24 protein-coding genes are annotated in these 25,696 nt (G+C 68.8%); 15 read left to right on the top strand and 9 right to left on the bottom strand.

Annotated features, from left to right (window positions below; genetic code table 11):
- Window positions 1-16 precede the first annotated feature (16 nt).
- The 4 genes from B7438_RS11785 (at window position 17) to B7438_RS11770 (ending at window position 4,765) form a co-directional block, all read left to right on the top strand.
- Window positions 17-859, top strand: a complete 843-nt coding sequence (locus B7438_RS11785; RefSeq protein WP_085369789.1) for a sulfurtransferase — start codon at window positions 17-19, stop codon at window positions 857-859.
- A 91-nt stretch (window positions 860-950) separates the two neighbouring features.
- On the top strand, window positions 951-1,979 hold the full coding sequence (locus tag B7438_RS11780; protein ID WP_085369788.1) for a PLP-dependent cysteine synthase family protein: 1,029 nt from the start codon (window positions 951-953) through the stop codon (window positions 1,977-1,979).
- Window positions 1,980-2,000: 21 nt separating this feature from the next.
- Window positions 2,001-3,302 carry an NtaA/DmoA family FMN-dependent monooxygenase gene (locus tag B7438_RS11775; protein WP_085369787.1) on the top strand — a complete coding sequence of 434 codons (1,302 nt, stop codon included), beginning with the start codon at window positions 2,001-2,003 and terminating at the stop codon, window positions 3,300-3,302.
- Window positions 3,302-4,765 carry an aromatic amino acid ammonia-lyase gene (locus B7438_RS11770; RefSeq protein ID WP_085369786.1) on the top strand — a complete coding sequence of 488 codons (1,464 nt, stop codon included), beginning with the start codon at window positions 3,302-3,304 and terminating at the stop codon, window positions 4,763-4,765. The genes B7438_RS11775 and B7438_RS11770 overlap by 1 nt, the downstream gene beginning before the upstream one ends.
- Here the strand turns inward: B7438_RS11770 and B7438_RS11765 are convergent.
- Complete coding sequence (locus B7438_RS11765) at window positions 4,738-5,244, bottom strand: GNAT family N-acetyltransferase (RefSeq protein ID WP_256921997.1); 507 nt, start codon at window positions 5,242-5,244, stop codon at window positions 4,738-4,740. The genes B7438_RS11770 and B7438_RS11765 overlap by 28 nt on opposite strands.
- Window positions 5,245-5,475: 231 nt before the next feature.
- On the opposite strand from B7438_RS11765, the gene B7438_RS11760 reads away from it, so the two are divergent.
- Genes B7438_RS11760 through B7438_RS11750 form a run of 3 tightly spaced genes read left to right on the top strand, consistent with a single transcriptional unit; the run spans window position 5,476 to window position 8,155 of the window.
- Window positions 5,476-6,375: an ABC transporter substrate-binding protein gene (locus B7438_RS11760; protein WP_179150797.1), complete on the top strand. Its 900-nt coding sequence runs from the start codon at window positions 5,476-5,478 to the stop codon at window positions 6,373-6,375.
- 5 nt (window positions 6,376-6,380) lie between these two features.
- The gene (locus tag B7438_RS11755) at window positions 6,381-7,367 is read left to right on the top strand and encodes an amino acid ABC transporter permease (protein ID WP_085369784.1); all 987 of its coding nucleotides are present in this window, start codon (window positions 6,381-6,383) and stop codon (window positions 7,365-7,367) included.
- 35 nt (window positions 7,368-7,402) lie between these two features.
- On the top strand, window positions 7,403-8,155 hold the full coding sequence (locus B7438_RS11750) for an amino acid ABC transporter ATP-binding protein (protein WP_085369783.1): 753 nt from the start codon (window positions 7,403-7,405) through the stop codon (window positions 8,153-8,155).
- 166 nt (window positions 8,156-8,321) lie between these two features.
- On the opposite strand, the gene B7438_RS21020 is transcribed toward B7438_RS11750, so the two are convergent.
- Window positions 8,322-8,687, bottom strand: a complete 366-nt coding sequence (locus B7438_RS21020) for an SdpI family protein (protein ID WP_085369782.1) — start codon at window positions 8,685-8,687, stop codon at window positions 8,322-8,324.
- 144 nt (window positions 8,688-8,831) lie between these two features.
- Between B7438_RS21020 and B7438_RS11740 the strand changes: the two genes are divergently transcribed.
- The 4 genes from B7438_RS11740 to B7438_RS11725 all read left to right on the top strand — a co-directional run bounded on the left by B7438_RS11740 (window position 8,832) and on the right by B7438_RS11725 (window position 12,346).
- Window positions 8,832-9,416: a hypothetical protein gene (locus tag B7438_RS11740; RefSeq protein WP_085369781.1), complete on the top strand. Its 585-nt coding sequence runs from the start codon at window positions 8,832-8,834 to the stop codon at window positions 9,414-9,416.
- An 88-nt stretch (window positions 9,417-9,504) separates the two neighbouring features.
- A complete protein-coding gene (locus B7438_RS11735) occupies window positions 9,505-10,008 on the top strand; it encodes an SdpA family antimicrobial peptide system protein (protein ID WP_179150796.1) in 504 nt (167 codons plus the stop codon).
- Entirely contained in the window at window positions 9,894-10,940 is a 1,047-nt protein-coding gene (locus tag B7438_RS11730) for a sporulation-delaying protein SdpB family protein (protein WP_085369779.1), read from the top strand. The genes B7438_RS11735 and B7438_RS11730 overlap by 115 nt, the downstream gene beginning before the upstream one ends.
- Entirely contained in the window at window positions 10,937-12,346 is a 1,410-nt protein-coding gene (locus B7438_RS11725) for a serine hydrolase (RefSeq protein WP_143465847.1), read from the top strand. Before B7438_RS11730 ends, B7438_RS11725 begins: the two co-directional genes overlap by 4 nt.
- Before the next feature lie 36 nt (window positions 12,347-12,382).
- Here the strand turns inward: B7438_RS11725 and hrpA are convergent, their stop codons facing one another.
- Entirely contained in the window at window positions 12,383-16,231 is a 3,849-nt protein-coding gene (hrpA, locus tag B7438_RS11720) for an ATP-dependent RNA helicase HrpA (protein ID WP_085369777.1), read from the bottom strand.
- 121 nt (window positions 16,232-16,352) lie between these two features.
- On the opposite strand from hrpA, the gene B7438_RS11715 reads away from it, so the two are divergent.
- Window positions 16,353-17,915, top strand: a complete 1,563-nt coding sequence (locus B7438_RS11715) for a long-chain fatty acid--CoA ligase (RefSeq protein WP_085369776.1) — start codon at window positions 16,353-16,355, stop codon at window positions 17,913-17,915.
- Here B7438_RS11715 and B7438_RS11710 read toward each other — a convergent pair.
- Genes B7438_RS11710 through B7438_RS11700 form a run of 3 tightly spaced genes read right to left on the bottom strand, consistent with a single transcriptional unit; the run spans window position 17,912 to window position 19,739 of the window.
- Window positions 17,912-18,394: a hypothetical protein gene (locus B7438_RS11710; RefSeq protein ID WP_085369775.1), complete on the bottom strand. Its 483-nt coding sequence runs from the start codon at window positions 18,392-18,394 to the stop codon at window positions 17,912-17,914. The genes B7438_RS11715 and B7438_RS11710 overlap by 4 nt on opposite strands.
- 55 nt (window positions 18,395-18,449) lie before the next feature.
- Window positions 18,450-18,860 (bottom strand): hypothetical protein, encoded by a 411-nt coding sequence (locus tag B7438_RS11705; protein ID WP_085369774.1) that lies wholly within the window; start codon window positions 18,858-18,860, stop codon window positions 18,450-18,452.
- A gap of 45 nt (window positions 18,861-18,905) precedes the next feature.
- Entirely contained in the window at window positions 18,906-19,739 is an 834-nt protein-coding gene (locus B7438_RS11700) for an aldo/keto reductase (RefSeq protein WP_085369773.1), read from the bottom strand.
- A gap of 177 nt (window positions 19,740-19,916) precedes the next feature.
- Here B7438_RS11700 and msuE point away from each other — a divergent pair, with 177 nt between their 5' ends.
- From msuE to B7438_RS11685, 3 genes are all read left to right on the top strand, one after another.
- Window positions 19,917-20,528, top strand: coding sequence for an FMN reductase (gene msuE, locus B7438_RS11695; RefSeq protein ID WP_085369772.1), 612 nt, complete (start codon window positions 19,917-19,919; stop codon window positions 20,526-20,528).
- A 46-nt stretch (window positions 20,529-20,574) separates the two neighbouring features.
- Window positions 20,575-21,999 carry an NtaA/DmoA family FMN-dependent monooxygenase gene (locus B7438_RS11690; RefSeq protein ID WP_085369771.1) on the top strand — a complete coding sequence of 475 codons (1,425 nt, stop codon included), beginning with the start codon at window positions 20,575-20,577 and terminating at the stop codon, window positions 21,997-21,999.
- A gap of 66 nt (window positions 22,000-22,065) precedes the next feature.
- Entirely contained in the window at window positions 22,066-23,949 is a 1,884-nt protein-coding gene (locus tag B7438_RS11685) for a thioredoxin domain-containing protein (RefSeq protein ID WP_085369770.1), read from the top strand.
- A gap of 23 nt (window positions 23,950-23,972) precedes the next feature.
- On the opposite strand, the gene B7438_RS11680 is transcribed toward B7438_RS11685, so the two are convergent.
- From B7438_RS11680 to B7438_RS11670, 3 genes are all read right to left on the bottom strand, one after another.
- On the bottom strand, window positions 23,973-24,356 hold the full coding sequence (locus tag B7438_RS11680) for a hypothetical protein (RefSeq protein WP_373270195.1): 384 nt from the start codon (window positions 24,354-24,356) through the stop codon (window positions 23,973-23,975).
- A gap of 80 nt (window positions 24,357-24,436) precedes the next feature.
- Complete coding sequence (locus B7438_RS11675; RefSeq protein WP_085369768.1) at window positions 24,437-25,327, bottom strand: aminodeoxychorismate lyase; 891 nt, start codon at window positions 25,325-25,327, stop codon at window positions 24,437-24,439.
- Window positions 25,328-25,376: 49 nt separating this feature from the next.
- On the bottom strand, window positions 25,377-25,652 hold the full coding sequence (locus tag B7438_RS11670) for an acylphosphatase (protein ID WP_085369767.1): 276 nt from the start codon (window positions 25,650-25,652) through the stop codon (window positions 25,377-25,379).
- Window positions 25,653-25,696 lie beyond the last annotated feature (44 nt).

The following is a 25,696-nucleotide window of genomic DNA, read 5'->3' as shown; positions in this document are numbered from 1 at the left end:
CGCCAGGATGGGAGATATGACGCAGCTCATCGACGCTCCCTCGCTCGCCGCCGCACTCGCCGAACAGCCGACCGCCCGCATCCCGCTCCGCGTTCTCGACGTGCGGTGGAAGCTGGGCGGCCCTCCCGGCCGCGACGAGTACGCGGCCGGCCACATTCCCGGAGCGGTATACGTCGACCTCGACACGGAGCTGGCCGGGCACGGTCTGCCGACGGACGGCCGGCATCCCCTGCCTGCCGTCGACGATTTCCGGGACGCGGTGCGCCGCTGGGGACTCGACGACGGCGACGATGTCGTGGTCTACGACGACGCCTCCGGCACGTCCGCCGCGCGCGCGTGGTGGCTGCTCCGCCACGCCGGATTCGAGAACGTGCGGCTGCTCGACGGCGGCCTGGCCGCGTGGCGTGGTGCCGGTGGCGCCATCGAGACGGAGCCGACCAGCCCGGAGCCGGGATCGGCGACCGTCGAGTGGGGAGCAATGCCCACGATCGACGCGGATGCGGCAGCGGCCTTCCCGGAGAGCGGCGTGCTGCTCGACGCCAGGGCCGGCGAGCGGTTCCGCGGCGAGGTCGAGCCCGTCGACCCGCGCGCCGGGCACATCCCCGGAGCGGTGAGCGCGCCCACCACCGGCAACCTCACGGACGACGGCACCCTGCTGCCCGCCGACGCGCTCGCCGACCGGTTCGCGGCGCTCGGCGTCACCCGGGATGCGCCGGTCGCGGTCTACTGCGGCTCCGGCGTGACGGCCGCGCACGAGATCCTCGCCCTCGAGGAGGCGGGCTTCGTCGCCGCGCTCTACCCCGGATCGTTCTCCGCGTGGTCGAACGACGACGACCGGCCGGTCGCGACGGGCGCCTGATCGCAGCAGCCGGGCCGCGATGCTACGGCGTGTGACGTAACAGTCGGCAACAGCCGCACGCCGGTCGGGGATGCGCGCCTACTGTCTCTTCATGACCACCGTCGATGTCCGCCCCGCAGAGGCAGCAGGCGCCGTCGCCGCGCCCGGCGAGGTGCTCGACTCCGTTGCCGCACTGATCGGCAACACTCCCGTCGTGGAGCTGCGTTCGCTGACGCGCGGCCTCTCCTCCCGCGTGCTCGTCAAGCTGGAGGGGCGCAACCCGGGAGGGTCGTCGAAGGACCGCATCGCCCTGAACATGATCCGCACGGCCGAGGCGGACGGGTCGCTCGCCCCCGGCGGGACGATCATCGAGGCGACGAGCGGCAACACCGGCATCGGCCTGGCCCTGATCGGCCGGCTGACCGGGCATCCGGTCGTCATCGTGCACGCGGGCGACATCTCGGACGAGAAGCGCAAGGTGCTCGCCGCATACGGCGCCCGCCTGGTGGTCGCCGACTGGGAGGCCGGGCCGGACGATCCGGCCAACCCGCGCGCCGTGGCCGACCGGATCGCGGCGGAGACTCCAGGGTCGTGGCGCCCGGCGCAGTTCGCGAACGCCGCCAACCCGGCCGCGCACTACCAGGGCACCGGCCCGGAGGTCTGGCGTCAGACGGCGGGGTCCGTGACGCATTTCGTCGCGGCCATCGGCACCGGCGGCACGGTCAGCGGCACGGGCCGCTACCTCAAAGACGTGAGCGACGGAGCGGTGCGCGTGATCGGCGCCAACCCCGTCGGCTCGACATACGCGGGCGGGGCTCCCGGCCGCATCCTGGTCGACGGCGTCGGCTCGGCGTGGCCGCGCGAGTGGTGGCCCCACACCTTCGACTCCGACGTGCTCGACGAGGTGCACACCGTCGACGACCGCGAGGTCTACGCGACCGTGCGCGGGCTCGCCGCCGAGGAGGCTCTGCTGCTCGGGCCGTCGTCCGGCCTCGCCGTCGCGGTGGCGTTGCGCACGGCACGGGATGCGCGACCGGGCTCGACCGTCGTGGCCATCGCGCCGGACGGCGGCATCAACTACCTGACCAAGGCGTTCGACCCGGACTGGCTCTCCGCCTCCGGTCTCGACGGCGACGGATAGTCGACGGATAGAAACGGACTCATGACTCTTCTCCACTTCGGTTGGTTCCTCGGCGCCGGGTTCGGGGTGCAGGGCTGGGGCGACCCCAGCTACGGCATCGGCTACGACTGGAAGCAGCCGCAGGTCTACCAGGACGCCGCACGCGTCTTCGAGGCGAGCGGGTTCGACCTGTTCATCATCGAAGACGGCGTCGCCGTCCCGGACACCTACGGGGGCACCGCGGAGGTCAACCTGTCCGCCGCCCGGTTCGTGCCCAAGCACGACCCGCTGCCGCTCGTTCCCTACCTGCTGGGCGCGACGCGCGACCTCGGCATCGTGCCGACCCTCAGCGCCAGCTTCTACGAGCCGTTCACCGCCGCGCGCCTGCTGTCGACGCTGCAGCACTTCGCCGGCGGACGGCTGGGGTTCAACGTGGTCACGAGCGGCTCCGACCTGGCCGCGCAGAACTACGGCCTCGACAAGCAGGTCGACCACGACCTCCGCTACGACAGGGCGGACGAGTGGGTGGATGTGGTCCGCAAGCTCTGGCGCAGCTGGGAGCCGGACGCCATCGTCGAGGACACCGAGCGCGGTGTCTTCGCCGACTTCCGCAAGGTGCACACCATCGACCACGACGGCCGGTTCTTCCGGGTGCGCGGGCCGCTGAACACCGCGCCGGCCGCCGACGAGCCGGTGATGGTGCAGGCAGGCGCCTCCGGGCGTGGCCGCGACTTCGCGGGCAAGAACTCGGACGTGGTGCTCGCGCTCGCCTCGACACCGGAGAGGATGCGCGAGTACCGCGACAGCATCCGGGAGGTCGCAGCATCCACCGGCCGCGACCCGGACAGCATCAAGGTGCTGTTCGTGGTCAACCCGATCGTCACGGCCAACGCCGAGGAGACGGCGAGCGTGAGGGCGGCCAGGGCCGAGCTGACGCAGGCAGCGATCGACGAGGCGTTGCAGTCCATCTCCTACCTGAGCGGCGTCGACTTCAAAGCGTTCGACCTCGACGCACCGCTGCCGGAGCTGAGCACGAACAGCAACCAGGGCACCCTCGACAACTTCGTGAAGTCCGCCCCAGCGGGGTCGACGCTGCGGGAGATCCTGCAGGTGCGGGCCAGGAAGGACGGCCTCGCCATCGTCGGGACCGCCGACGAGATCGCCGACCACCTCGGCGAGCTCGGGGCTGCGGTCGGCGGCGACGGGTTCCTCTTCACCGGGCAGGTGCATCCGGCGAACGTGCACCGCACGCTCGATGCCCTCGTGCCCGCCCTGCGCCGCCGCGGGCTGATCCGCACGGAGTTCAGCGGGAGCGGCCTGCGGCAGAATTTGCTCGACTTCTGATGGTCACGCTCACGACGGCAGCGCCGACGACGGGCGACATCGTCGCCATCGCCGACGGAGCCCCGGTGCACCTGTCCGCCGAGACACGGGATGCGCTGGCGGCGTCCAGAGCGGTCGTCGAGCGGGCGATCCAGGCGGGGGAGCCCGTCTACGGCCTGAACCGCAGGCTCGGCGCCGGACGGGATGCGGTGGTCGACCCCGCGGAGTTCGCCGCGTTCCAGCGCCGCACCATCGCCAACCACCGCGGCGGCACGGGCGAACCGCTGGACGCGCGGGAGGTGCGGGCGGTGATCGCGGCGCGGCTCGCCGGGTTCAGCCGCGGAGGTGCCGGGGTGCGGCCGGAGCTGGCGGAGGCGTACGCCGCCCTGCTCAACGCCGGCGTGCATCCAGTCGTCCCGCGGCGCGGGTCGGTGGGGGCGGCAGACCTCACGGTGCTCGCCGAGGTGGCCGCCGTCGTCACGGGCGACGGGCTCGTGCTGGAGGAGGACGGCGCGCTGCTTCCCGCCGCGGACGCACTCGCCGCCGCCGGCCTGGCGCCGCTCGCCCTCGCGCCCCACGAGGGGCTCGCCGTGCTGAGTGCGAACGCGTACAGCATCGGCGTCGGCTCGCTCGCCGCCGCAGACGCCGCCACGCTGGCGGAGACCGCAGACCTCGCCGTCGCCCTCTCGCTCGAAGCAGTGGGAGCGTCGTCGGCGGCCGGCAACCTCAGCCCGTACACCGCGACCATCGCGGACGCCCGCGGCGGAGACGGGCAGCGGGCGTCCGCGGCGCGCATCCGGGATGCGGTGGCCGGGGGAGACCTCGAACGACCGGATCGTGCGGTGAGCGTGCAGGACCCGCTCGCGTTCCGCACGGCGCCGCAGCTGCACGGAGCGCTGCGCGAGGCGGTCGACCGGCTACGCACCGAACTGGACATCGAACTCGCGGCCCGCAGCGAGAACCCGCTGGTGGATGTGGAGAGCGGCCGGATGGTGTCCGGCGGCAACTTCCAGGCGCTCCCGATGGCGCTCGCATTCGAGAACCTGCGGCTGGTGCTCGCGCACGTCGCCAGCGCGTCGGAGCGGCGCACCGCTGCGCACTCGGTGGCACTCGCCGCCGCGCGCGCGGCGGGGGAGACGCGCATCCCGGGCCTGCTGCTCTACTCGGCGGCGGCAGCGGTGGCCGAACTGCGCCAGCTGGCCGCGCCGGTGACGCTCGGGATCACGACACTCTCCGGCGTGGAGGATCACGCGACGCTCGCGCCCGTGGCTCTGCAACTGGCGCAGCGGTCGCTGGCGCTCACCGCCGAGGTGCTCGCGGTCGAGGCCCTGCACGCCACGGACCTGCTCGGCGTCAGCCGGGCGACGGCGCGCGGAGCGGGCACGGGGCCGCTGCACGCGCGGCTCTCGGCGCTGGTGGCCGAGGAGCTGACGGCGGCCGAACTCGCCGAGCGGGCTCAGAGCGTCTTGCGGAACCCCAGGTAGGAGACGCGCTCCCAGTCGTCGTCGAGGTCGAACAGCGGCTGGTAGCCGAGGGAGAGGTACAGCCCGACGGCCTCCGGCTGCCTGGCCCCGGTGGTAAGCACGATGTTCGCGAGCCCGCGACGGGCCGCCTCGGCCTCGAGCTCTGCCATCACGCGGCGCGCGAGGCCCCTGCGGCGGTACGAGGAGTGCGTCCACACGCGCTTCACCTCGACCGTGTCGTCGTCCTCGCGCATGAACGCGCCGCCCGCGACGGGCTCGCCGTCCACCAGCAGCAGCAGGAACGTGCCGCCCTGCTCGGCGCTGAACCGTTCGGCCGGGTAGCGGGACAGCTCCACCGACGACGGGATGCCGTCGTTCAGCCCGTAGCGCTCGTCGTACTCGCGCGACAGCTCGGCGACGAGCGGCGCGGCGATGGCGTCGTCGGGGGAGGTCACCAGCACGACGGCTGATGCGGCGAAGTCGGCAGTCTGTTCGGTCACTGATCGACGATAACCCGCGCCGCGCATCCCATCCACCGCGTCGTCACAGTTCGTCGTGTTTAAGTGCGCGTGACTGCGGAATCAGTGCAATAAATCCGGAAACCTGTACGAAATCTCCGCGAAAAACTGCGTTGCACGCGTGAATTAGTGTGAATGAACCGCCCCGCGGCTGAGGTATGCTCCCATCACCCGCACCTGCATCCCTGCACAGGAAGAAGGACGAACAACATCATGCGCATCCGATCCGTGGCCACCGTGGCCGCCATCGCCGCCGTTGGAGCGCTCGCGCTCAGCGGCTGTGTCGACAACTCCACGCCCGCCGACAGCAGCTCACCGTCGAGCGCGTCGGGCGTGAAGAAGGACGACACCCTCGCCGGACAGCTGCCGGCCGACATCAAGAAGGCTGGAAAGCTCACCGTCGGCATGGACAACACCTACCCGCCGAACGAGTACAAGGACGACAGCGGCCAGCCCGCCGGCTGGGAGGTGGAGCTGACAAACGCCATCGCGGCCAAGCTCGGCCTGAAGGTCGACTTCGCCATCGCGAAGTTCGACAACATCATCCCGAGCATCACCGGCGGCAAGGACGACTTCGGGATGTCCTCGTTCACCGACACGACCGAGCGCGAGAAGCAGGTCGACTTCGTCAACTACTACACCGCCGGCATCATGTGGGCGTCGGCCAAGGGCAAGACGGTCGACCCGGACAACGCCTGCGGCCTCAAGGTCGCCGTCCAGGCCACCACCTACGAGGACACCGACGAGGTCCCCGCCAAGTCCAAGGCGTGCACCGACGCCGGCAAGCCCGCCATCCAGGGCCTTCGGTTCGACACCCAGGATGCGGCCACCAACGCCGTCGTCCTCGGCCAGGCCGACGCGCTCAGCGCGGACTCGCCGGTGACCCTGTACGCCATCTCCAAGTCGAGCGGCAAGCTGCAGGCAGCGGGCAAGGCGTTCGAGGTCGCACCGTACGGTCTGCCGGTCAAGAAGGACTCCAAGCTGACGCCGGTGCTGCAGAAGACGGTCCAGGCCCTGATCGACGACGGTACGTACGGCAAGATCCTCGACAAGTGGGGCGTCGCCGACGGCGCCGTCACCACCGCCGAGATCAACGCCGCCTCGAAGGGCTGAGTGAGATGACCCTGGGCAACCAGGACCGGCCGGCGACGGGGGCAACCCCGTCGCCGGCCGGCGCACCGCCCTCCGAACCGATCAAGGCGATCAAGCTCAAGCACCCGTGGCGGATCGTCTTCGCCGTCGTGCTGATCCTGCTGGTCGTCTGGTTCGTGATCGACGCCTCCCAGCGCGAGGCGTACGGCTGGCAGTACGTCGGCAAGTACATCTTCGACAAGCGCATCAGTGCTGCCGCGCTCGTCACCCTGCAGCTGACGATCTACTCGATGATCATCGGCGTGGTCCTCGGCCTCATCCTCGCGGTGATGCGCCTCTCGCCGAACCCGGTGGTGAAGTCCATCGCGTGGCTGTATCTCTGGATCTTCCGCGGCACCCCTGTGTATGTGCAGCTGGTGTTCTGGGGCCTGTTCTCGCTGATCTACCCGAAGCTGTTCCTTGGTGTCCCGTGGACGGACTGGGGTGTGACGTTCGACCTCGGCTTCATGCAGAACGCGTTCATCATCGCTGTCATCGGACTCGCCCTCAACGAGGCCGCGTACATGGCCGAGATCGTGCGCGCGGGACTCCTGTCGGTCGACTCCGGTCAGGAGGAGGCCGCGACGGCGCTCGGGATGGGCTGGGGCCGCACGATGACCCGCATCGTCATCCCGCAGGCCATGCGCGTGATCATCCCGCCGACCGGCAACGAAGTGATCTCGATGCTGAAGACCACATCGCTGGTGGCGGCGATCCCGCTGACCACCGACCTGTACGGTGTCGCCCGCGACATCTCGGCCGTCACGTATACACCGGTCCCGCTGCTGATCGTCGCGTCCTGCTGGTACCTGCTCTTCACCTCCATCCTGATGGTCGGGCAGTACTTCCTGGAGCGACGGTTCTCGCGCGGGGTGAACGCCCGCCGGCCGGACAGAGGAGACGGAGCAGCGCTGACCGGCGCCGTGCCCGTCGCCGGCGTTCCCGACGGCAATGACCTGGGAGGTAAAGGATGAGCGACCAGGCTGTGACATCGAAGCCGGGGACCCCGATGGTCCTCGCCGACGGCGTCTCGAAGAGCTTCGGCTCCAACGAGGTGCTGAAGAGCATCTCGCTCTCGGTGAACCCGGGAGAGGTGCTCTGTATCGTCGGGCCGAGCGGCTCGGGCAAGTCGACCTTCCTGCGCTGCATCAACCACCTCGAACGCGTGGACGCCGGGCGACTGTCGGTCGACGGCCAGCTGGTCGGCTACCGCCAGCACGGCGACAAGCTCTACGAGCTGAAGCCGAAGGAGGCCGCGAGGCAGCGCCGCGAGATCGGGATGGTGTTCCAGCGGTTCAACCTGTTCCCGCACATGACGGCGCTCGAGAACGTGATCGAGGCGCCGATCCGGGTGAAGGGCGTGCCGAAGGCGCAGGCCGTCGCCCGGGCGCAGGAACTGCTGACCAGGGTGGGTCTCGGCTCGAAGGGTGACCACTATCCGGCGCACCTGTCCGGCGGTCAGCAGCAGCGCGTCGCCATCGCGCGGGCGCTCGCGATGGACCCGAAGCTGATGCTGTTCGACGAGCCCACCTCGGCGCTCGACCCCGAGCTGGTCGGCGAGGTCCTCGACGTGATGAAGGGGCTCGCCGCCTCCGGTATGACCATGATCGTGGTCACCCACGAGATGGGCTTCGCCCGCGAGGTGGCCGACGAGCTGGTCTTCATGGACGGCGGCGTGGTCGTCGAGTCCGGCGACCCGCGCGAGGTGCTCGCCAACCCGCAGCACCAGCGCACCCAGGCGTTCCTCTCCAAGGTGCTCTAGCGCGCGCTCTCACGAGATCGAGCCCAGGCCCACCCTTCGTTCCGACCGGCGCGTCGCGGTAAAAGGGCCTGGGCTCGTTCGCGTCCAACGATGGCACGAGCGGGCGCGTCCATGCCTGAGCGCTATAGGCATGTGCTTCCGGCGCCCGCGCGGCTGAACATTCTAATCACCCCGCTGGAGGAAGATCCTCAAAGACGGGGGGCATAACGGACCTTGCTGTCCGAGAGGCAACAACGCCTCCGACGATCACACCGACGAGAAGGATGGCCGTGCTCGTCGTCTCCGCGATGCTGCGCGCCTCTTCGCTCAGAGCGAGGCTCGCGAACGCTCCTATCGTCGCGCCACTCGCTCCGATCCAGACCGGGATTCGTGCGGAAGCGTGACCCCGTCGCCATGCTTCATCGGAGGACATGACCGATGGAACTCGAAGCCCTACCAGGCTGTTGATGCCGAGTCGCCCACGAGCGGCGGCTTCGATAGAGACAACAACCGCGACGGAGCCCAGAATGATGACAATGCTGACAAATATCATGGTGTAATCATAGCAAACTCCGGTCTGGAATTTAAAATGATACGATCAATTGTCTCGCGATCGGCAGTGTGTGCCGGGGGTGTTGATCGCGGGAATCACTGTCGTCAAGAAAACTAGGGAACATTTATGAATAGATTTGTCAAAATGCTGGTCACGATCGCGTCTTCGACGGCTCTTGTTGTCGCTAGCACCGTCCCAGCACACGCCAGCGAACCCGAGCCTTCGAGCGCGGCGGGGGAGACGACTTATTCGGGTCGGGATGTCATCGGGTTACTGGCATTCGGGGCTGGTCCTATCTTGGAAGCTCACCCTGAGCTGGAACCGTACTCGCCGACGAGTGAAAGCGTCTCCGAGTCGGCGATTGACGAGATTCACAAGCTGTATCTCGAGGCGGAGCCGGATTTCGATGCGCTCGTAACAGAGCCGCTCCAGTCGGGTGACCCGAGGCAGGCGGAGGCAGCACTCGAATCGTTCGCCGACGTGTCTGTTGAGGTGGCAGGCGAGTTGGGAATTGAGCTTCCCGACAACGTCGAGATTGCACCGATGGCTGCGATCATCTTTGTCGTCGTTGTCGCCGCAGTTGCGGGCGCAGTGGTGGGCACTGTACTCGGCGCCGTCAACATTCGCTACGCGGTCAACACGGTCGAATGGTGGGGTGCAGGGTTAGGTTCGAGTGCAATTACCGCTCAGAAGCGCGCGGCGGGGTTGGCTAAGGCGCTAGGGAACTAGGTTGAGACTCCCTCGAACAGATGAATCCGAGGGGGTCAAGGGATCGGACAGGGCGCTGTGGTCCTTTGCTAGCGCCCTGTCTCTTCTCGTGGCTTGGGGCGGCCTCAGTGTGTTCTTTTCCCTTCCCGACAATGTCCTAAGTAGTCCGGACCCCGGCCACAGGGCGATCAGGGCCGGATTTGCGACCATCTTCCCGCAGTCCTGGGGCTTCTTCACCAATCCGCCGCAAACCGAAGAACTGGGTATCTATACCTCGACGACCTTTGCGTCGCTCTTGCAAACGCCGCAGAACCGAGTGGAGAACGCGTTCGGGTTGAGCCGCGCTCAGCGAGCTCAAGGGCCAGAAGTCGCACTTCTGGCTGAGGAAGTGAAGTCATGGAAGAAATGCGACCTCAAGCAAACTCGACTGGAGTGTCTCGTCTCTGCTTCGAGGTTGGAGGCGCAGGTTGTCGACCGTGATATCCGTTACCGAACGATATGTGGCCTTGTTGTGGTCGCGAAAGAGCCATACACACCTTTCGAGTATCGGGATTTCGACCTCCCCGACCACACGATCGATTCGTACGCGAGATTGGATGTGCGTTGTCACTGAGTTCTCCCCCTCATCTATCTGCTCGGCTGAGACTCACGCTCGCGACTTTCGACATTCGTCGTGGCACGTTCACCGTGTTTCGGGCGGGAATAGCGCTTGCGCAGATCGTCTTCCTCGTCTTCACGCCATTTGATGCGCTGATGCAGGGCGTGGAAGGTTCTGCCGACTTACCAAATTGCGAAGGCTTGCGGTCCATTTCGGCGCTCTGTGTCGGAGGGCCTTCGGTCCCAGACGGAATACGGACCTTCGCAATGATCGCGCTGCTCGCGCTAGTGGTCGTGGGGTTCTTGCCGGCGGTCACGTCCGTCGTGCACGCGTGGATAGCAGTGTCTCTTTCCACAGGACTTGCCCTTCCTGACGGAGGTGACTCTGTCGCAGCGATCGTCTGCATAATCATGGTTTTCATCGCTGTTTCCGACAATCGTCTCTGGGCTTGGAAACTAAAGGACGAGCCCATTGGTCCCACGGCTCGCGGAATCGGATTCGCGGGAGTAGTCGCTCTCAGGATCCAAGTGGCCATTGTTTACCTGAACAGCGCCTTTGCGAAATTCAGCGTCGAAGACTGGGCAAATGGATCGGCTGAATACTATGTGTCGCGGAGTTACATGTTCGGAAGCGCCGGCTTCGTTGGCGAATCGCTTCGGGTCCTAACTTCGAACCCGCTGCTTCTTGCGACTATCACTTGGGGCGTGCTGCTGTGCGAAATAGCGATCGGGTTGTGCATCCTCCAAGGATTGACCGGGCGGAAGGTCGCATTTGCACTCGCATTGCTGCTTCACTCCGGAATCATTCTCTCTATCGGATTGTGGAGCTTTGGAATGATAATGATCGCCTTTGTAGGCATGGCCGCGATGCCGACCGAGCGACGTGTTCCGTTCGTGAAAGCTCCCCGCTGGGTGTCGGTGCGCGGCCAACGAGAGTTGGCCGCGTGACTGTGCTCTCCCCCTCCGGATGGAGCAGCGGTGCGAACATCCGGCGAGGGTTTCGCGTCCTGGTGCTCGTGGCAATTCTCTCAGTACTCACCGCCTGCGGGACAGCTCCGCCGATGGTCGGTTCCGCGCCAGCCTCGACGCAAGACCCTAAACTCGAAAAGCGACTTCATTGGATTGTCGAGAAACTCAACGCGCGCGAGAAGCTCACGCTGGATGAGCTGGTACCCGGGCTCGATGCCGAACGGTTCTCTTCCGAGGACACGGCGGGACTGCTCCAATACCTCAACTCGGTCATTCGCCCGCAAGGCCCGTTCGCGGTCGTCCACTATAGGCAGGTTGCCGGTGACTCCTCTGGTCTTGTTGCTTCGTTGAGGAGCAGATGGGGAGTCATTACCGACCTGATCTTTACATTGTCCGATCGAGAAAAGCTTGCTTCGTGGATGTTCAAGGCATCCGATTCCGTGCCGGACTCTGCGGAATCGCTGGAGGAGGTCAAGCAGCGGCTCCTGAATATCTCGCCTCACCTGAGTTTGCTAGTTCAGCGATCCCGTTCGGGAAAAGTCGTCACGGACATTGGCGTTGATGCCGCAGACTCGAAGCCGATGGCTTCGCTATTCAAGTTGTACGTGCTTGGCGCAGTTGTGAGGGAGATCTCGGAGGCGAGGCTTTCCTGGGGGCACGCCCTTACCGTGCGTGAGGAAATCAAGAGCCCGGGCACGGGCACCCTTCGAGACGCGCCCGATGGTGCTGAGGTCTCAGTCCTGGATGCTGCGAAACGAATGATCGACGTTAGCGACAACACGGCCGCGGACATGCTTATGCAAATTGTCGGGTCAGAAGCGCTTGCGAGCGCGGTCAGGGATCTCGGACATCACGATCCGAAAGCACTGGATCCCTTCTTGTCTAGCCGCGAGATGTTCGCGCTTGCCGTTGGGGAGGCCAACGATGCTGCAGCAGGCTGGGCGGACTATGACCGTGAGGCCAAACGAGCAATCATCGCATCGATCGATAGTTCGCCGATTGAGCTTGATCAGTTGAGTACGGACCAAGCCTTTTGGCCGCGAGGGCTCGACTGGTTTGCAAACGCCGAGGACATTTCCGCGGCACTGCGCCAACTGGGTTCGATGATCAGTGAACATCCGGAACTCCGTGAGGTTCTCCAATTAACATCGGCGAGCGATCCTGCGATCGATGAGCTGGGCATACATGTGTATAAAGCTGGAACGGCTCCCGGTGTATTTTCGTCAGCATTCATGGCGGAGTTGAGGGATGGAACCGTCGTTACCGCGGTCGCTCAGATAGCCGTTAATGACAACGGGGTCTCGCTTGACCTGCAGCGAGATGTAGCGACGAGCCTGGTCGCGGATGCGCTTCGGATCTCGGGGAACCGAGGCGCACCGGGGTAGCCGTTCGTCGAGTCGCAAACGAGGCAACGAGGAAGGTCAGCCGCCGAGGACCTTGCGGATGCGCTGGAGGGAGACGGACTCGGCGGTGCCGAGCGACTGGGCGAAGAGGGAGACGCGGAACTCTTCGAGCATCCACCGGGCGTGAACGACGTTGGCGGGGGCGTCCGGCGCTGGCGGGATGCGGCCGCCCGCCTCGGTGTAGAGGGCGACGGCGGTTTCCACCTGCGTCTGCCAGGCGCGGTCGCGGCCCGGGTTCACCGGTAGGGCGGCGATGCGCTGGCTGATGCCGTTCAGGTAGCGGGGCAGGTGCTGCAGCTGGTCGAGGCCGGTCGCGGAGACGAACCCCGGGTAGACGAGTCCGGCGAGCTGCGCCTTCGCGTCGTTGAGGGCGGACAGGAACACCAGGCTGGTGGCACCGCCGATCGCCTTCTCCGCTGCGCGGGCGGCGGTCAGGATGCGTGTGACCAGCGCCACCGTCGTGAACATCGAGTCCATGACGATGGCGGAGACGCGGTCGCGGACCGCCTCGAACTCGGCGCGCATGAACACCTGGCCGTCCGGCTTCATCCGGTACAGCACGCTGTCGATCACGGCCAGCAGGCAGTCGTCGAAGAGCGCCTTCGTGTTCGGGTACGGGCTCGCAGCCAGGGTCAGCTTCTCGTTCGAGGTGAGGTGCTGCTGCACGTACGCCACCGGCGACGGGATGCTCGCCAGCAGCAGGCGCCGCACGCCGCCGGGCATCGCTCTGGCCTGGTCGGCGGGGGTGCCCATCAGCCGGATGCTCACGCTGTCGCCGTCGTCGACGAGCGCCGGGTACGCCCTGATCACGTTCTTCGAGCCGCCTGGACCCTCCTGGGTGCTGTCGAGGAAGCGAGGGAGCTCGTCGATGTCCCAGGTGGTGAGGCCGGAGCGCTCGATCGCGTTCGGGGTGCGCGCCTCGGCGACGCGGGCCACCGAGTCCCTGGCTCGGGACCGCAGCCTGTCCTGCAGCACCGCGAGGTCTTTGCCGGAGGCGATCGGGCGGCCGCGTTCGCCGACCACCTGGAACGTGGGAGACAGGTGGGCCGGGATGCGCTCCCGCTCGAAGTCGGAGCCGCTCACCCGGGACCCGGTCATCCTGCTGATCGTGGCTGCGAGAGTGTCGGCGAGGGAGGCGGCGGGCTTCTCGCCGTCGTGGGCGTGCATCCCTGCTGTGCCGCTCAGCTCGCCGAGCAGCCGGGTCGCCCAGTCGGCGGCGGGGACCACCTGACGGCGGATCGCCTTCGGCAGCGCCTTGATCATGGCCGTGACCAGGTCGTGGCGGAGGCCGGGCACCTGCCAGTCGAAGCCGTCCGGCAGGAGGCCGGCGAGCAGGGGCAGCGGCACCTGCACGGTCACGCCGTCGTCTTCCGCTCCCGGTTCGAAGCGGTAGCGCAGGGTCAGCTGCTGGTCGCCCTGGCGCCACACCGGAGGGAACGCGTCGTCGTCGACCGGGGCGGAGTCCGCATCCAGCAGCGCATCCTGCGTCATCGTCAGCAGGTCGGGGGTGTCGTTCCTGGCCTTCCTCCACCAGCCCTCGAACGAGCGGGTCGAGACGACTTCGGCCGGGATGCGCGCGTCGTAGAACTCGAACACGGCCTCGTCGTCGTTGAGGATGTCGCGGCGCCGGGTGCGCTCCTCCAGCTCGCGCAGCTCGGCCCGCAGCTTGGTGTTGGCACGGTCGAACGCCTGCTTCGAGTCCCACTCGCCCTCCACCAGGGCGTGCCGGATGAACAGCTCGCGGGACAGCTCCTGGTCGATGCGCGCATACTGCACCCGGCGGCGCGGGATGATGGGCACGCCGTACAGGGTGACCCGCTCGTAGGCGACGACGGCGCCCTGGTTCTTCTCCCAGTGCGGCTCGCTGTAGCTGCGCTTGCAGAGGTCGCCCGCGATCGGCTCGGCCCAGGCGGGGTCGATGGCGGCATTCATCCTGGCGAACAGGCGGCTCGTCTCCACGAGCTCCGCGCTCATCAGTGCGTTCGGCTGCTTCTTGGCGAGCGTCGAGCCGGGGAAGATCACGAACCGGGTCTGGCGGGCGCCGAGATACTCGGCCGATCGGGCGCCGCGCGCGCCGCCCTTGTTGCCGGACGCCGTGAGGTCTTTGAGCCCGATGTGCGAGAGCAGACCGGCGAGCAGCGACTTGTGGATGCCATCCGGGTTGACGGACGGCTGACCCATCGTGAGGCCGAGCGGTTTGGCCAGCTGACGCAGCTGACGGTAAACGTCCTGCCACTCGCGCACCCGCAGGAAGTTCAGGAACTCGGCCTTGCACATCCGGCGGAACGCGCTCGACGACAGCTCCTTTTGCTTCTCCTCCAGGTAGTTCCAGAGGTTGAGCAGGGTGAGGAAGTCGCTGGTCGGGTCGGCGAAGCGGGCGTGCTGCTCGTCGGCCGTGCCTCGGCGCTCCACCGGGCGTTCGCGCGGGTCCTGGATGGTGAGCCCTGCGACGATGGCCATCACCTCGCGGGAGGTGTTGTGCCGCTTGGACTCCACGACCATCCGGGCGAAGCGGGGGTCGATGGGCAGCTGCGCGAGGTTGCGGCCGACCTTCGTCAGCGCGTTCTCGCCGTCCTTGGTCTTCACCACGGCGCCGAGCTCCGCCAGCAGATCGAGACCGTCCTTGATGCCCCGCGAGTCCGGCGGGGTGAGGAACGGGAAAGCGGCGATGTCACCGAGGCCCAGCGAGATCATCTGCAGGATGACGGCGGCCAGGTTGGTGCGCAGCACCTCCGGCTCGGTGAACTCGGGGCGCTTCTCGAAGTCCTCCTGCGAGTACAGCCGGATGGCGATGCCGTCGCTGGTGCGGCCGGAACGCCCGGAGCGCTGGTTGGCGCTCGCCTGCGAGATGGCCTCGATCGGGAGGCGCTGCACCTTGGCGCGGACGCTGTATCGGCTGATGCGGGCCGTGCCGGCGTCCACCACGTACTTGATGCCCGGCACGGTGAGGCTGGTCTCCGCGACGTTGGTGGCGAGCACGACCCTGCGCCGGATGCCCGGCATGCTGGACGGCTGGAACACCCGGTGCTGCTCGGCGGAGGACAGGCGGCCGTAAAGCGGGAGGACCTCGGTGCCCGGCAGGTTGCGTCCGCGCACGGCGTCCGCCGCATCCCGGATCTCGTTCTCGCCGGAGAGGAACACCAGCACGTCGCCCGGCGCCTCGCGGGCGAGCTCGTCGAGGGCGTCGTTGATTCCCTGCAGGTAGTCGCGGTCGGCGGAGGGGACGGGATCGACGTCCTCGTCGTCGTCGTCCGTGAGTGCGTCAGCGACGAGCGGCCGGTAGCGGACCTCGACGGGGTACGTGCGTCCGGAGACCTCGACGATCGGGGCGGGGGTGCCGTCCGCTGAGGCGAAATGCGCGGCGAAACTCTCCGGGTCGATGGTCGCCGACGTGATGATGACCTTGAGGTCGGGACGCTTCGGCAGCAGCTGCTTCAGATAGCCGAGCAGGAAGTCGATGTTGAGGCTGCGCTCGTGCGCCTCGTCGATGATGATCGTGTCGTACTTGCGGATCATCCTGTCGCGGTGGATCTCGTTGAGCAGGATGCCGTCCGTCATCAGCTTGATGCGGGTGTCGGAGGAGACGCGGTCGGTGAACCGCACCTGGTACCCGACAGTCGCGCCGACGTCCTCGCCGAGCTCCTCGGCGATGCGCTCCGCGATGGTGCGGGCGGCGAGGCGGCGCGGCTGCGTGTGGCCGATATTCGTGCGCCCGAGCTCCAGGCAGATCTTCGGCAGCTGGGTGGTCTTGCCCGACCCGGTCTCGCCGGCCACGATGACCACCTGGTTGTCGCGGATGGCGCGGGCGATCTCATCCCGTTTCTGACTGACCGGCAGCTCGGGAGGGAAGGTGATCGTGGGAGACATGAGCCTTCCATCCTCCCATGTCACGGGCGGAATGTTGCAATATCCATTCCGGCAGCCGCGGGAGTAGGTTTCGTAACAACCCGAACGGGTTCTTTTGTCAATGGAGACAGGGAGCACACGCATGAGCCACGGTTTCGCCACGATGTCGGTCGCGAGCATCCTCGCAGAGACGGCCCACCGGATGCCCGACAACGTCGCGCTGATCTTCGGAGATCAGCAGATCGCATACGGAGACCTCTGGGAGCAGACCCGCCAGTACGCGGGGGCCCTCCGCGCCCGCGGCGTCGGGGAGGGGGACGCGGTCGCCCTGCTGCTTCCCAACGTCCCGGACTTCCCTCGCTCGTACTACGCGGTGCTCGCGCTCGGCGCGATCGTCGTGCCCGTCCACGCGCTGCTCAAGGCGGAGGAGATCGCGTACGTGCTGCGCGACAGCGGGGCGAAGCTGCTGATCTGCGCCGCACCGCTGCTCGGCGAGGGCGCGAAGGGTGCAGCGCTCGCCGGCGTCGAGACGCTGTCCGTGCTCGTGCCGGACGAGTCCGTCGGCGCGCTGCCGTTCGCCAGGCTCGAAGACGAGGCACGGGATGCGCAGCCCATCGACACCTACGTCCCTCGCGACCCGCTCGACACGGCCACCATCCTGTACACGAGCGGCACCACCGGCAAGCCGAAGGGGGCGGAGGGCTGTCACTTCTCGCTGGTCGAGCAGGTGAACGTGCTGCTGGCCGGGACGCTCGACATCGGGCAGGACGACCGCATCCTGGGCTGCCTGCCGTTGTTCCACACGTTCGGGCAGACCTGCGTGATGAACATCGGCTTCCGGGCGGGCGCAGCGATCGTGCTCGTGCCGAAGTTCGACGGCGCGACGGCCCTCTCCCTGCTGAACGCCAACGCCTGCACGATCATGACCGGCGTGCCGACCATGTACATCGCGCTGCTCGAAGCGGCCAAGACCAACGACGAGCGGCCGCCGCTGCGCTACGGGATGAGCGGGGGCGCCGCCATCCCGGTCGCCGTGATCGAGCGCATGAAAGAGGTCTACGGGATCGACGTGCACGAGGGGTACGGGCTCACGGAGACCTCGCCGGTCGCGTCGTTCAACCATCGAGGGAAGCCCACCAGGGTGGGAACGGTCGGCACGCCGATCTGGGGCGTGGATGTGGAGATCGCCGACGCGGAGGTCGACGGCAGGATCGAGTTGCTGCCGCGCGGAGAGCTCGGCGAGATCGTGGTGCGCGGGCACAACCTGATGAAGGGCTACCTCAACCTCCCGGAGGCGAACGCGGAGGCGGTCGTCGACGGCTGGTTCCGCACGGGCGATCTCGGCACGAAGAGCGACGACGACTACATCACCATCGTCGACCGCAAGAAGGACATGATCGTGCGCAACGGCTACAACGTGTACCCGCGCGAGGTCGAGGAGGTGCTGTCGACGCATCCGGCCGTTGCGATGGCCGCCGTATTCGGGGTCAGTCACGAGACGCACGGCCAGGAGGTGATGGCGGTGGTCACGGTGATGCCGGGGATGAGCGCGGACGGCGACGACCTGGTGGCGTTCGCTCAGGAGCACATCGCCGCGTACAAGTTCCCGCGGAGGGTGGTGATCCTGGATGCGCTGCCGCTCGGACCGAGCGGGAAGGTGCTGAAGCGGGAGCTGGTGGCGCGGTTCGAGGAGGAGGGCGCCTAGCCGAGGGTCGACACCGTCGGCACGACGGAGTCGCTGAACACCTCGGGCACGCCGGGCTGGAAGTCGCCGGAGAGGTAGAGCCGGACGCCCTTCGTCGGGCGGTCGGCGTCCGCCACTTCCGCCGCATCCCGCAGCGACTGGGAGAACCAGGCGTCGCCGAGCAGCGCCAGGGAGAACGCGAGCGCCTCCGCGTCGGTCGGCGCCGTGCTCTCGTCGTCGCGTGCGACGGCGCTGAGCTTGGTGGCGATGAGGGTGATCGGCTGCCCTTCGCTCGCGCCGATGCAGGTGCAGGCGAACACGCACAGCACGTCGTCGCGTTCGGGGGAGGCGATGGCGATGGGCTCGGTGGACTGGGGATGCCCGTCGGCGGTCGCGGCGTCGATCAGGGTGAACATCCGGTCGCGCATCGTGGCGAACCGCTCGGCGTTGCCGGCCAGGAGTGCCTCGGCCAGGTGGTCGACCTGCTCGCGCGTCGTCATGCTGACGACGCTAGCGCACGCGGACCCCAGGCACGGGTGCGCATCCGGCCGGTCGTCAGGGCGCCGTGTCGAGGGTGCGCAGCCGGTAGGAGGAGTGCAGGTAGAAGGCGGAGAGCGCCGCGTAGACCACGCACGCGACGGTGGGCACGAACGCGTCAGCGGGCTTGGAGGCGAGCGCGCCCAGCAGGGCGATGCCCGCGGCGACGGCCAGCCCGCCGCCGATCCAGAAACCGGCGGCGGGGCGGGCGGTCGCGCGCCACCACACCCGCGGGTCTTCGCGGTTCTCTTCGATGCCGCGGAACGTGCGAACGCCGATGGTGACGTACGCCACGTTGAGGATCGCGACGATCAGCACGTCGATCGTGGGGTTGACGAGCCGCTGGAAGATGAACACGTTCAGCACCAGCAGGAGCCCGTAGCCGCCGATGATGTAGATGATCTTCCCGGTGATCGTCACAATGCGCACACGGCGAGCCTACGGGCTCCGCAGGGAGGGGTGGTGCTGCTGGTGCTAGTTGACCTCGTTGGGGTGCGCGCTGACGCGGCCCTCGCGCTCCATCGAGGTGATCGCGGCGACCTCGTCGGCGGTCAGCTCGAAGTCGAACACGTCGAAGTTCTCCGCCATGCGCTCGCGGCGGTTCGACTTGGGGAAGACGATGTTGCCGGTCTGCAGGTGCCAGCGGATGACGACCTGAGCGGGCGTCTTGCCGTGGGCGGCAGCCGGGCCGGACACCTCGGGGGCGTCGAAGAGCGGGTACTTGCCCTGGCCGAGCGGGCCCCAGGCCTCGATCTGGATGCCGTGCTCGCGGGCGAACGCGGTCACCTCCGGCTGCTGGTGCGCCGGGTGCAGCTCGATCTGGTTCACGGCGGGGACGATGTCCGTGTTCGCGAGCAGCTTCTCCAGGTGCGGCACGAGGAAGTTGGAGACGCCGATCGCCTTCGCGCGGCCACTGGCGTAGATGGTCTCCAGCGACTTCCACGCCTCGACGAAGGTGTCCTTCTCCGGGGTGGGCCAGTGGATGAGGTACAGGTCCACGTAGTCGAGGCCCAGCTTCTCGAGCGACTCGTCGAAGGCGGCCTGCGCGTCGGTCTGGCGGTCGTTCCACAGCTTGGTGGTGACGAACAGGTCGTCGCGGGCGATGCCGGAGGAGGCGATGGCCTCGCCGACGCCGGTCTCGTTGCCGTAGATCGCGGCGGTGTCGATGTGGCGGTATCCGACCTCGAGCGCGTCGGTGACGATGCGCGTGGTCTCGGCCGGGTCGACGCGGAAGACGCCGAAGCCGAGCTGCGGGATCACGGTGCCGTTGTTGAGTTCCAGGGTGGGGATATTTGCGTTTGCAACCATTCTTCTACGGTAATCCCTGGCGTTCAGCAGTTCCAACCGCCATCGCTTATGAATTCACCTGCGCCGGTTCTGAATCGGAGAAGCCTCGGCGGGAGATGACGCCGTGTTGCGCTCCAGGTTTACGCCGCGTGACGCCCAGCCTGGTATTCCGGGATGCACGGGCTTAGCGTCGCAGGCATGTCTCAGCTCTCGCCCATCCCGTCGAACCCGTCCGCCCGGCCGCTGCGCGTCGTCGCGGTGTCCGGCAGCCTGCACACGCCGTCGAAGACCACGGCGCTCGTCAAGGAGATCCTCGCGTCGTTCGGGCGCGAGCTGCCGATCGACGCGCACCTCATCGCCGTGAACGAGATCGGCCCCGACTTCGCCGGGGCGCTCCGCCGCGACGAGCTGCCCGCGTCGGTCGAGGCCGAACTGCAGCGGATCGAGTCCGCCGACCTGCTCGTCGTCGCGAGTCCCGTGTACCGGGCGTCGTTCACCGGGCTGTTCAAGCACCTGTTCGACTTCGTCGGCCAGTATGCGCTCGTCGACACCCCCGTGCTGATCGCGGCGACGGGAGGTTCCGACCGCCACGCGCTCATCATCGAGCACCAGTTCCGGCCGCTGTTCGGCTTCTTCCAGGCGCTCACGCTGCCCATCGGCATCTACGCGAACGACTCCGACTTCACCAACGGCGCCGTGAGCAGCCTCGACCTGCACGAGCGCATCGATCTGGCCGTCGCCCGGGCGATCCCGCTGATCCGCAGTAACGTGGCGGAGGCCGAGTCGATCGCCAAGTACCTGGGACGCTGATGGCGGCGGACGGGGGAGCGATTCGGCGGGGAACGGAGCGTCGCCCGTGACCAGGCAGCTCATCCTCGGCGCGGTGTTCCGTGCGCTCGGCGCCTTCCCGTCCGGCTGGCGATACCCGGGCGCCCACAACGACCCGCTCCGCGACCCCGCCGTGCTGCGCAGGACGGCGCGTGCGGCGGAGGCGGCGAAGTTCGACTACCTCTTCTTCGGCGAGTGGCTCGCCACCGGCCCGGACCTCGAGTTCCGCGACCCCGACCTGCTGGCCAGGATGGACCCGCTGAGCGCCATCTCCTACCTGGCCGGCGTCACCCGGCGCATCGGCCTGATCGCCACGGCCAACACCGGGTACTACGACCTGTTCACGCTGGCGCGGCAGACCGCATCCATCGACCGGCTGAGCGGAGGGCGGGCCGGGATCAACCTGGTCACCGGGGCGGACCCGCGCGCGGCAGCCAACCACGGCAGGGACCCGCTCGGCGGAGCCGAGCCGCGCTACGACGAGGCCGACGAGTACGTGCGGGCGCTCCGGATGCTCTGGGACAGCTGGGAGGACGACGCGTTCCTGCGCGACAGGGCGTCCGGCCGGCTGATCGACCCCGAGAGGCTGCACAGGACGGATGCCGTCGGAGCGCACGTCAGGGTGGCCGGGCCGCTGACCGCACCGCGGCCGGTGCAGGGCCACCTGCCGATCGTGCACGCGGGCGGCTCCGCCCGGGCGCGGCGCCTGGCCGGCGAGCTCGCCGACGTCTCGATCGTGGCCGTCGCGTCGATCGCCGACGCGCAGAGCGTGCGCGCGGAGACGAGCGCGCGCGCAGCTGCAGCCGGACGCACGGACGGCGGCCCCCGCATCGTGACGCCGATCCTCCCTGTCGTCGCCGGCACGACGGAGGAGGCGCAGGCGGTCTACGACACGCTGCTCGGGCTGGTGCCGCTCGCCGGTGACCGTGCTGCACAGGCGGCGGGCATCCAATCCGTGGACTTCCCGGGGAATCGCACGATCAGGGCGCTCTCCGGCATCGTCGGCGTGCCCCTCGGCACCCCGGAGCTCGACGCCGAGGTGCCGCTGCGGGTCGCGCGGCGCTTCTCCGAGGGCGGCCAGCGGCTGCTGGAAGCGGTGCAGACCCGCACCGGCAGGCGGATCGGCGGCGAGCATCCCGTGACGTACCGGAGGCTGCTCGCCGCGCACGCCGCGCCCGCCGGCGCGGTCGTCGGGTCGGGGAGCGAGGTCGCCGACCAGCTGGAGGCGTGGTTCGGCTCGGGCGCCGTCGACGGCTTCAACATCCTCCCGCCGTTCCTCCCCGCCCAGCTCGACGCGTTCACCGCGCTGGTCGTGCCGGAGCTCCAGCGCCGCGGGATCGCCCGCACCGAGTACGAGGGCACCACCCTCCGCGACCACCTCGGGCTGCCCCGCCCAGCCAACCTGCACGTCGCGGACGCCGGCCGAGCGCGCGCCCAGGGCTTCTCGGCCTGAGACTCCGCCACGGGACGAGGCCCCGCCCCGGGACGAGGACTCCGCCACGGGACTAGGGTGGGCGGCATGGCGAACCGGCTCGCTGACGCGATCAGCCCGTACCTTCGCGCCCACGCGGACAACCCCGTCGACTGGTTCCCCTGGGGTGCTGAGGCGTTCGAGGAGGCGCGGCGGCGGGATGTGCCCGTGCTCATCTCGATCGGCTACGCCACCTGCCACTGGTGCCACGTGATGGCCAGGGAGAGCTTCAGCGACGCCGCGCTCGCCGAGAGCCTGAACGCGCGGTTCGTGGCCGTCAAGGTGGACAGGGAGGAGCATCCGGAGGTCGACGCCGGCTATCTCTCCGCCGCCAGCGCGTTCACCGGCAACCTCGGCTGGCCGCTGACCGTGTTCGCCACACCGGATGGGCGGGCCTTCTTCGCCGGGACGTACTTCCCTCCGGTGGCCGTCGACGGGCGGGCGTCGTTCCGTCAGGTGCTCGACGCGGTGTGGGATGCGTGGAGGGAGCGGAGGAGCGAGGTGGAGAGCAACGCCGCGGCCGTCGTCGCGGCGCTCGAAGCCGCATCCACTGCTGCCACCGCCGTCTCCGAGCTGCCGGATGCCCGCGCACTGGACGCGGCGGTGACGGCGCTCGCCGCGGCGGAGGACGAGCGGTACGGCGGATTCGGGACGGCGCCGAAGTTCCCCGTCGCACCCGTGCTCGGCTTCCTGCTCGCCAGGGACAGCGGGAGGGAGCTCGGCGCGCGCACGCTGCGCCTGATGGCCGAATCCCCGCTGCGCGACCCCGTCGACGGCGGCTTCTTCCGCTACGCGACCCGCCGCGACTGGAGCGAGCCGCACTACGAGCGGATGCTCTACGACAACGCGCTGCTGCTGCGCTGCTACGCGGACGCCTGGCAACAGGCGGGGGAGCCGTGGGCGGAGCGCGCGGCGGACGGGATCGCCGCGTTCCTGCTCGGAGTGCTGCGGAGGCCGGAGGGCGGATTCGCGTCCGCACAGGACTCGGAGAGCACGATCGACGGCGCCCGCGTCGAGGGCGCGTATTACCGGCTGCCCGCTGCGGAACGGGCACGCCTGGAGCCGCCACCTGTCGACGCCAAGGTGCTCACCGGCTGGAACGGGTTCGCGATCGGCGCACTCGCCCGGGCGGCGTTCATCCTGGACCGTCCGGCCTGGCTGGCGGCGGCGCGGCAGGCGGCCGACGACCTGCTCGACCGCCACCGCAGTGCGGACGGCCTGCTCGTGCGCGCCTCCCTCGGCGAGCGCGTGTCCGAGGCGGCCGCCACCCTCGAAGACTACGGAGCGTTCGCCTCCGGACTGCTCGACCTCGCGCTCGCGTCCGGCGACCCGCGCTACGCCGCGGCAGCACGCGACCTGATCGACCTGTGCATCGACGCGGCCGGAGACGCCGAGTGCCCGTTCGAGACGCCGGGCGGAGGCGATCCCGTGCTGCAGAGCAGCGGGATGGGCGTGCGCGTCGACCCGTCGGAGGGCGCGTACCCGTCCGGCCTCACGTCGGCGGCGTCCGCTGCGCACACCCTGTTCCTGCTCTCGGGGGAGCGCCGCTACGAGCGAGCGGCCCGCGAGGGAATGCGCGTGGTCGCCGCCCAGGCGGTCGGAACGCCGAGCGCGTTCGGCGCTGCGCTGGAACTGATGTCGCGGCTCGCGGAGGAACCCGAGCAGCTGGTGCTGGTGACGCCCGGCGCGGAGGGCTTCGACCGCATCCGGCCGGCGCTGATGGATGCGCGGGGACGCGACCTGCTCGCCGCCGTGCGGCGCCGGGGTGCGGCGCTCACCGCGGCGGCGGACGATGCGGGTGCTGCGGCGTTCGCGGCCGAGGGCTTCGAGCTGTATGCGGGGCGCGCATCCATCGGGGGAGAGGCGGCGGCGTACCTGTGCCACGACTTCGTCTGCGACCTGCCGGTGACGACGGCGGACGCGCTGGGCTGATCGCGCGCTGCTGGCCGCGTGCGCTACGCGCGTTCGAGCCGGTCCAGCAGCTCCCACACGGCGGCGCTCAGCTCGGGGTGGGTCAGCGCGATCCTGCGCAGCACGTCGTACTCGAAGCGCGCGAACATCGCCCGGCCCGCGGCGGGATGGTGGGCACGGGACTGCTCGTCGGCCAGGTCGAACGCGTCGACGGCGCTGGCGCGCAGGCCGATGACGACCTGCTGGTCGACGCTCGGCAGATCGGGGATGAACTGCCACGGGTCCTCGCCCGCCCGGCAGCGGTGCTCGATGATCGCCGCGAGCTCGTCGCGGGCTTGCTGCCGCAGCACCTCGATACTCGTCGGCACGTGTTCCGCCACGTCGTCCCTCCCCTCCGCGATCGTCCGTCCGCACGCGCCGTCGCGCACAGTGCGTACAGCCTAAACGCCGACGGCCGCAGCTGACGAAACCGCGCCACCCCGCGCATCCGGATGCCCGCAGGCCCCGGTCAGCTGGTGCGGGAGAGCAGGAACGCGTTGAGGTCGGCGGTGAGGGCCGCGTCGACCGGGAATTCGCGCCCGTCGAGCGCCGTGATCGGCGCGGCCTGGCGCACGCTGGACACGAGCCAGAGCGCGTCGGCGCGCGTCAGCTCGTCGGCGGTGATCTCCTCGTAGACCGTGTCGTAGCCACGGGCGGCGAAGAACTCGAAGACGCTGGCCTGGGTGGTCCCCGCGAGGATGCCCTGGTCGGTCTGCGGCGTCCTGATCGTGGTGCCGGAGCGCAGGATCACGTTGGACGTCGGCCCTTCGAGGGCGAACCCGTCCGAGCTGAGGAAGATCACATCGTCCGCCCCGCGCCGAACCGCCTCGCGCTGGGCGGCGCGGTTCACCGCGTAGGAGAGGGTCTTCGCGCCCTGCAGCAGCCACGGAGAGGTCTCGGCGACGTCGTGCCGGTAGCCGCGGTCGAGGGTGACCACCCGGATGCCCTGGCGCGGCGCGGAGAAGTCCTCCCCCTCGTCCACGAACACCCAGCCGCTGGGGACGCCCGCCCCTTCGACGCCGCGCGTGTAGATGAGCTTCGCGAACAGCTCGGCGTCTCCGCCGTTGCGCTGCAGGTAGTCGGCGACGCCGGCCTGCACGGCCGCGCGCCACACGTCGGCCGCCGGGGCGGGCAGGTCGAGCAGGTCGGCGGAGTGCGCCAGCCGGGCGAGGTGCGGTTCGAGCGCCTGCGGGTGGCCGCCGATCACGGCGACGGTCTCGAAGACGCCGTCTCCGCGGGTGACGCTCAGGTCGGTGACGCGCACCTGCGGGGCGTCGAAGTCGGCGAGAACGAAGCCGGCGTCCCCGGCGTCGGGGGTGCCGGTGGGAGTGGTGATGGTGAGCAGCGTCGCACGGGTCATGGTCCTATTGTGACCCTCCCTCGGCTGTGTCCCTAGGTGCGCTGTTGCCCTACCTGGTCTCCCGGATACGGAACGCGTCGTCCCCGGCCGGTGCTGCGTCGCTGACCGCCACGTCCGCCACCTCCGAGCCCGGCGGGCCCGTACGGAGCCAGTCGAGCATCCTGTCGACCGGCTCCTGGTCGCCCTCGACCTCCACCTCGACGCTGCCGTCCGCCCGGTTGCGGGCGAACCCGGTGACGCCCAGCCGGTGCGCGGTCTCCCTGGCGCTCCACCGGAAGCCGACACCCTGCACGGAACCTGTCACGATCGCTCTCTTGCGGACCATGTGCCCATTCTGCTCCGCAGCCCGCCCGCGTGGGACCGCCGGCA

The organism is Leifsonia sp. NCR5, from assembly GCF_002105485.1.
Classification (GTDB): domain Bacteria; phylum Actinomycetota; class Actinomycetes; order Actinomycetales; family Microbacteriaceae; genus Leifsonia.
Note: the sequence above shows the minus strand (reverse complement) of the source record. Positions and strands in the feature narration are given on the sequence as shown.

Coding starts and splice junctions, on each gene's coding strand:
- B7438_RS11785 (WP_085369789.1), top strand. CDS start 17: ATGACGCAGCTCATCGACGCTCCCTCGCTCGCCGCCGCACTCGCCGAA.
- B7438_RS11780 (WP_085369788.1), top strand. CDS start 951: ATGACCACCGTCGATGTCCGCCCCGCAGAGGCAGCAGGCGCCGTCGCC.
- B7438_RS11775 (WP_085369787.1), top strand. CDS start 2,001: ATGACTCTTCTCCACTTCGGTTGGTTCCTCGGCGCCGGGTTCGGGGTG.
- B7438_RS11770 (WP_085369786.1), top strand. CDS start 3,302: ATGGTCACGCTCACGACGGCAGCGCCGACGACGGGCGACATCGTCGCC.
- B7438_RS11760 (WP_179150797.1), top strand. CDS start 5,476: ATGCGCATCCGATCCGTGGCCACCGTGGCCGCCATCGCCGCCGTTGGA.
- B7438_RS11755 (WP_085369784.1), top strand. CDS start 6,381: ATGACCCTGGGCAACCAGGACCGGCCGGCGACGGGGGCAACCCCGTCG.
- B7438_RS11750 (WP_085369783.1), top strand. CDS start 7,403: ATGGTCCTCGCCGACGGCGTCTCGAAGAGCTTCGGCTCCAACGAGGTG.
- B7438_RS21020 (WP_085369782.1), bottom strand. CDS start 8,687: ATGATATTTGTCAGCATTGTCATCATTCTGGGCTCCGTCGCGGTTGTT.
- B7438_RS11740 (WP_085369781.1), top strand. CDS start 8,832: ATGCTGGTCACGATCGCGTCTTCGACGGCTCTTGTTGTCGCTAGCACC.
- B7438_RS11730 (WP_085369779.1), top strand. CDS start 9,894: ATGTGGCCTTGTTGTGGTCGCGAAAGAGCCATACACACCTTTCGAGTA.
- hrpA (WP_085369777.1), bottom strand. CDS start 16,231: ATGTCTCCCACGATCACCTTCCCTCCCGAGCTGCCGGTCAGTCAGAAA.
- B7438_RS11715 (WP_085369776.1), top strand. CDS start 16,353: ATGAGCCACGGTTTCGCCACGATGTCGGTCGCGAGCATCCTCGCAGAG.
- B7438_RS11710 (WP_085369775.1), bottom strand. CDS start 18,394: ATGACGACGCGCGAGCAGGTCGACCACCTGGCCGAGGCACTCCTGGCC.
- B7438_RS11700 (WP_085369773.1), bottom strand. CDS start 19,739: ATGGTTGCAAACGCAAATATCCCCACCCTGGAACTCAACAACGGCACC.
- msuE (WP_085369772.1), top strand. CDS start 19,917: ATGTCTCAGCTCTCGCCCATCCCGTCGAACCCGTCCGCCCGGCCGCTG.
- B7438_RS11685 (WP_085369770.1), top strand. CDS start 22,066: ATGGCGAACCGGCTCGCTGACGCGATCAGCCCGTACCTTCGCGCCCAC.
- B7438_RS11675 (WP_085369768.1), bottom strand. CDS start 25,327: ATGACCCGTGCGACGCTGCTCACCATCACCACTCCCACCGGCACCCCC.
- B7438_RS11670 (WP_085369767.1), bottom strand. CDS start 25,652: ATGGTCCGCAAGAGAGCGATCGTGACAGGTTCCGTGCAGGGTGTCGGC.